Source organism: Clostridium puniceum (genome assembly GCF_002006345.1).
Taxonomy (GTDB): domain Bacteria; phylum Bacillota; class Clostridia; order Clostridiales; family Clostridiaceae; genus Clostridium; species Clostridium puniceum.
This window is the reverse complement of record NZ_LZZM01000056.1, coordinates 1-4,273: the sequence shown is the minus strand read 5'-3', so window position 1 is coordinate 4,273 and position 4,273 is coordinate 1. Positions and strand designations below refer to the sequence as shown.

General features: G+C 27.8%; 2 protein-coding genes. Both read left to right on the top strand.

What is annotated here, in order from left to right; all coding sequences use genetic code 11:
- Window positions 1-1,397, top strand: a 1,397-nt coding sequence (locus CLPUN_RS05045) for a condensation domain-containing protein (RefSeq protein WP_242954045.1), incomplete at its 5' end; no start/stop codon positions are given.
- 91 nt (window positions 1,398-1,488) lie between these two features.
- Window positions 1,489-4,273, top strand: a 2,785-nt coding sequence (locus CLPUN_RS05040; protein ID WP_143328979.1) for a non-ribosomal peptide synthetase, incomplete at its 3' end; no start/stop codon positions are given.

Here is a 4,273-nt window from a genome sequence, read left to right as displayed (position 1 = left end):
CAGATAAAAAAGAATATATAGCAATAGATAAAGCAGAAGAAAAGGAATATTATAAGGTATCATCTGCAGAGAAAAGATTATTTGCAGTATGGGAAATGGATAAAACCAGCATTGTGTATAATATTCCAATAATGTTAGAAATAAATGAAGAACTAGATAAAGAAAAAATAGAAAAGATACTAAATAAATTAGTAAGAAGGCATGAAGCATTAAGGACAAGATTTAAAGTATTAGATGGTGAGATTGTACAAAAAGTAGAAAAAGAATGGAAGCTTAACTATATATACGAAGAACTGGAGAGCAGTGAAGTTGAGGATAAAATAAATAACTTTATCAGACCTTTTGACTTAACAAAAGCACCACTGATGAGAGCTAAACTTATAAAATGTGGAGCATCAAAATATATATTCATGATAGATTTCCACCATATTATAGTAGATGGAGTATCCACAAGCATATTGATGGATGAATTTGTGAAGATGTATAAAGGAGCAGAATTATCAGAGCTTATATTACAATATAAAGATTATGCAGAATGGCAGAATAATTTGGAAGAGAAAGGCATTATAAAGGAACAAGAAGAGTATTGGATGAATAGATTTAAGAGAGAAATACCTGTATTAAATATTCAAACAGACTATGAAAGACCAAATGTACAAAGTTACGGGGGAGATCGAATAAATTTTGTTATAGACAAAACAACTGCAGATAAATTAAATAATATAGCTAAAGATACAGGTGCAACACTTTATACAGTACTACTGTCAGCATATAATATTCTGTTGTCAAAATATAGTGGACAGGAAGACATTATAGTAGGAACAGCTCAGGCAGGAAGGCCACAAACAGAACTAGAAAATGTAGTGGGAATGTTTGTAAATACTGTAGCTTTACGAAATTATCCAAAGGGAGATAAAACCTTCAAAGAATTCTTGGAGGAAGTAAGAGATAATACACTAAGGGATTTTGAAAACACAGAATATCAATTTGAGACATTACTTGATAAGTTGAACTTAACAAGAGAAGCAAGTAGAAATCCATTGTTTGATACAATGTTTGTACTTCAAAATATAGACTTAAATCTGTCAGAAGATAGTGGAAAGATTAAATCTATTGAGCCAAATTTAAACATAGCAAAATTTGATTTAACACTAACAGCAGTAGAAATAAAGGAAGGTATAAGTTTCAGTTTGGAATATTGTACTAACTTATTTAAAAAGGAAAAAATAGAAGCAATGACAGAACATTTTATTAGTCTTATTCAAGAAGTGATTAACAATATTGATATACAATTATGTGAAATAAAAATACTATCAGATGAGGAAATGCATAAATATGAAAAATATATTGAACAAGAAGATGAAGTTATAATTGACGATTTTGATTTTTCATTCTAAGCATTAGAAATAACTTTTACAATATTTTGCAGATATATTAAGCATAAGTATATCTGCAAAATTAAATATAATATAAGGAGAATATTTATTGATGACTAAGGGAAATGAGAATATTATACTTTCAATGAAAAAATTTAGAAATCAGCTAGAGTATTGGAATAATAAATTAGAAAATAAAATTGAAAAATTAGACTTACCAATACAAAATCAAAGTGTAAATAATAATTATACAACAAGTAGTGTAGAATTAACTATTCCAGAAGAGTTAGTAAATAAAATTATAAAAATAAGCAAGAATAATGATTTGCAGATATTTGTGGTATTGGATTCTATTTCTAAAATATTTTTGCATAAAGTTACTGATATAAATGAAATATGTTTAATGACATCTATATTAAAAAATAGTTGCAAAGATGAATTTAACAAAGTTTTATTACTACACAATAGATTAGAAGAAAATATGAATTTTAAAGAAATTTTGAATGGTGTTAAAACTACGGTTTTAGATGCTTATAATAATAGTGATTATCCTATAGAAAAAATCTGGGAAAAGATAGGTTTAACTGATGAACCAATAGATTCATTAGTTAATGTGGGAATTATATTTGAAAATATTCATGAATTAAAACATGTTGATGAATATAAACTAGAATTATTATTTATATTTTCGAGAGACGGAAATGGGATTAATATTAAGCTTAGATATGACAACAAATTTCAAAAATCAGTCATGGAAAACTTTTTGAAAAGATATATAATTTTAGCAGAAAATTTATTTAGCAATTATAATGTAGAAATAGAAAAACTAGAATTGCTATTAAAAGAAGAGAAAGAAAAAATATTAATAGATTTTAATGGAACAGAAATTGACTGTCCTAAAGATACAACATTGAAGGAATTATTTGAAGAACAAGTAAAGAAAACATCAAGCAATATAGCATTAGAATTTGAGAATAATAAATTAACTTATGAAGAACTAAATAAAAAAGCAAATCAATTAGCAAGAAATTTGAGAGATATTGGAGTGCAGCAAAATACAATAGTTGGGGTAATGGCAGAAAGATCCTTAGAAGCGATAGTAGGTATTATGGCCATATTAAAGGCTGGAGGAGCATATTTACCAATTTTACCTGAATATCCTGATAATAGAATTGAATATATAATAAAAAATAGTGACCTAAAGTTTATATTAACTCAAAAGAACTTTATGGAACGGATAGAAAATTTAACTAAAAAAGTAGAAACAGTAAACTTAGATGATAGTAATTTATATATAGGAAATTTTGAAAACTTGAAACCTGCAAGCATATCAGATGATTTAGCTTATATAATATATACCTCAGGTAGTACTGGAAATCCTAAGGGAGTAATTATTACTCATGAGGCTGTAAATAATACAATAATAGATGTAAATAAGAAATTTAATGTGACAAGTCAAGATAGAATAATTGGGTTATCTGCAATGAGTTTTGATTTGTCTGTATATGATATATTTGGTGCTTTAAGTACCGGTGCAACTCTTGTTATAATTAAGGATCAGAGGGATGCTGAAAACTTAAAACTTGTTTTGCGAGAAAAGAACATAACTATATGGAACTCAGTACCTGCAATAATGAATATACTTACTGATGTTCTTGAGGAGAATTATTTTAGCAGTAGCCTAAGATTAGTTATGCTTAGTGGAGATTATATACCTATAAGCTTATTAGAAAAAATAAAACAGCATTTTTTAAATGCAGAAATAATAAGCCTTGGTGGAGCAACAGAAGCTTCAATATGGTCCATTTATTATCCAATAAAGGAAATAAATAAAAATTGGAAAACTGTACCATATGGAATGCCTCTTGGGAATCAAAAATTTTATGTACTTGATCATCATAAGAAACTATGTCCTATTGGATTTCAAGGAGAACTTTATATAGGAGGTATAGGTTTAGCAAAAGGATATTTAAATGATGAAGAAAAGACCAAGAATGCTTTTATTAAACATGTGGAGTTAGGTAATTTGTATAGAACTGGAGACTATGGCGTTGTACATGAGGATGGTTATATAGAATTTTTGGGTAGAAGAGATCAACAGATAAAAATAAGAGGTTATAGAATAGAAATAGGGGAAATCGAAGCTCAACTTTTAAAATTGGAAGAAATAACGGAAGCAATTGTAGTTGATAAATCTAATAATAGCGGAGAGAAATACCTTTGTGCATATGTAACTTCAAATGCAGCAATATCATCCTCAAGATTAAGAGAAGAACTTTTAAAAGAATTACCAGGATATATGATTCCGAACTATATAGTGCAGATAGAACAATTACCATTAACAGCAAATGGAAAAGTGGATAGAAAAGCACTTCCAGAGCCTAATATATCACAAATGGTAGAAATGGAATGTGAAGAAGCAAGAAATAAAACTGAAGAATGCTTAATTGATGTATGGAAAGAAGTATTAGGAGTAGAAAGCATAGGAATTAACCATAATTATTATGAATTAGGTGGAGACTCAATAAAATCAATACAAATAGTATCAAGACTTCAAAAGTATAATATAAGTCTTCAAGTTAAAGATATAATGGAAAATCCAACAATAAAACAATTAAGTGAGAAGGTTAAATACAAAAATAATGAAGTAGATCAAAGTGTAGTTGAAGGTGAAGCAGAGTTAGCACCAATTCAAAAGTGGTTCTTTGAAAATGAATTTTTAAAGAAAAATCACTGGAATCAAGCTTTTGTTTTCTATAAAAAGGATGGTATAAAGGAAGAAATACTTAAAAAATCTTTTGCTGAAATCATAAAACATCATGACGCCTTAAGGATGATATATGAAAAAGATGAAGCTAAAATTAAGCAAAGAAATAGAGGCTTGGAAGCAGTTGGAG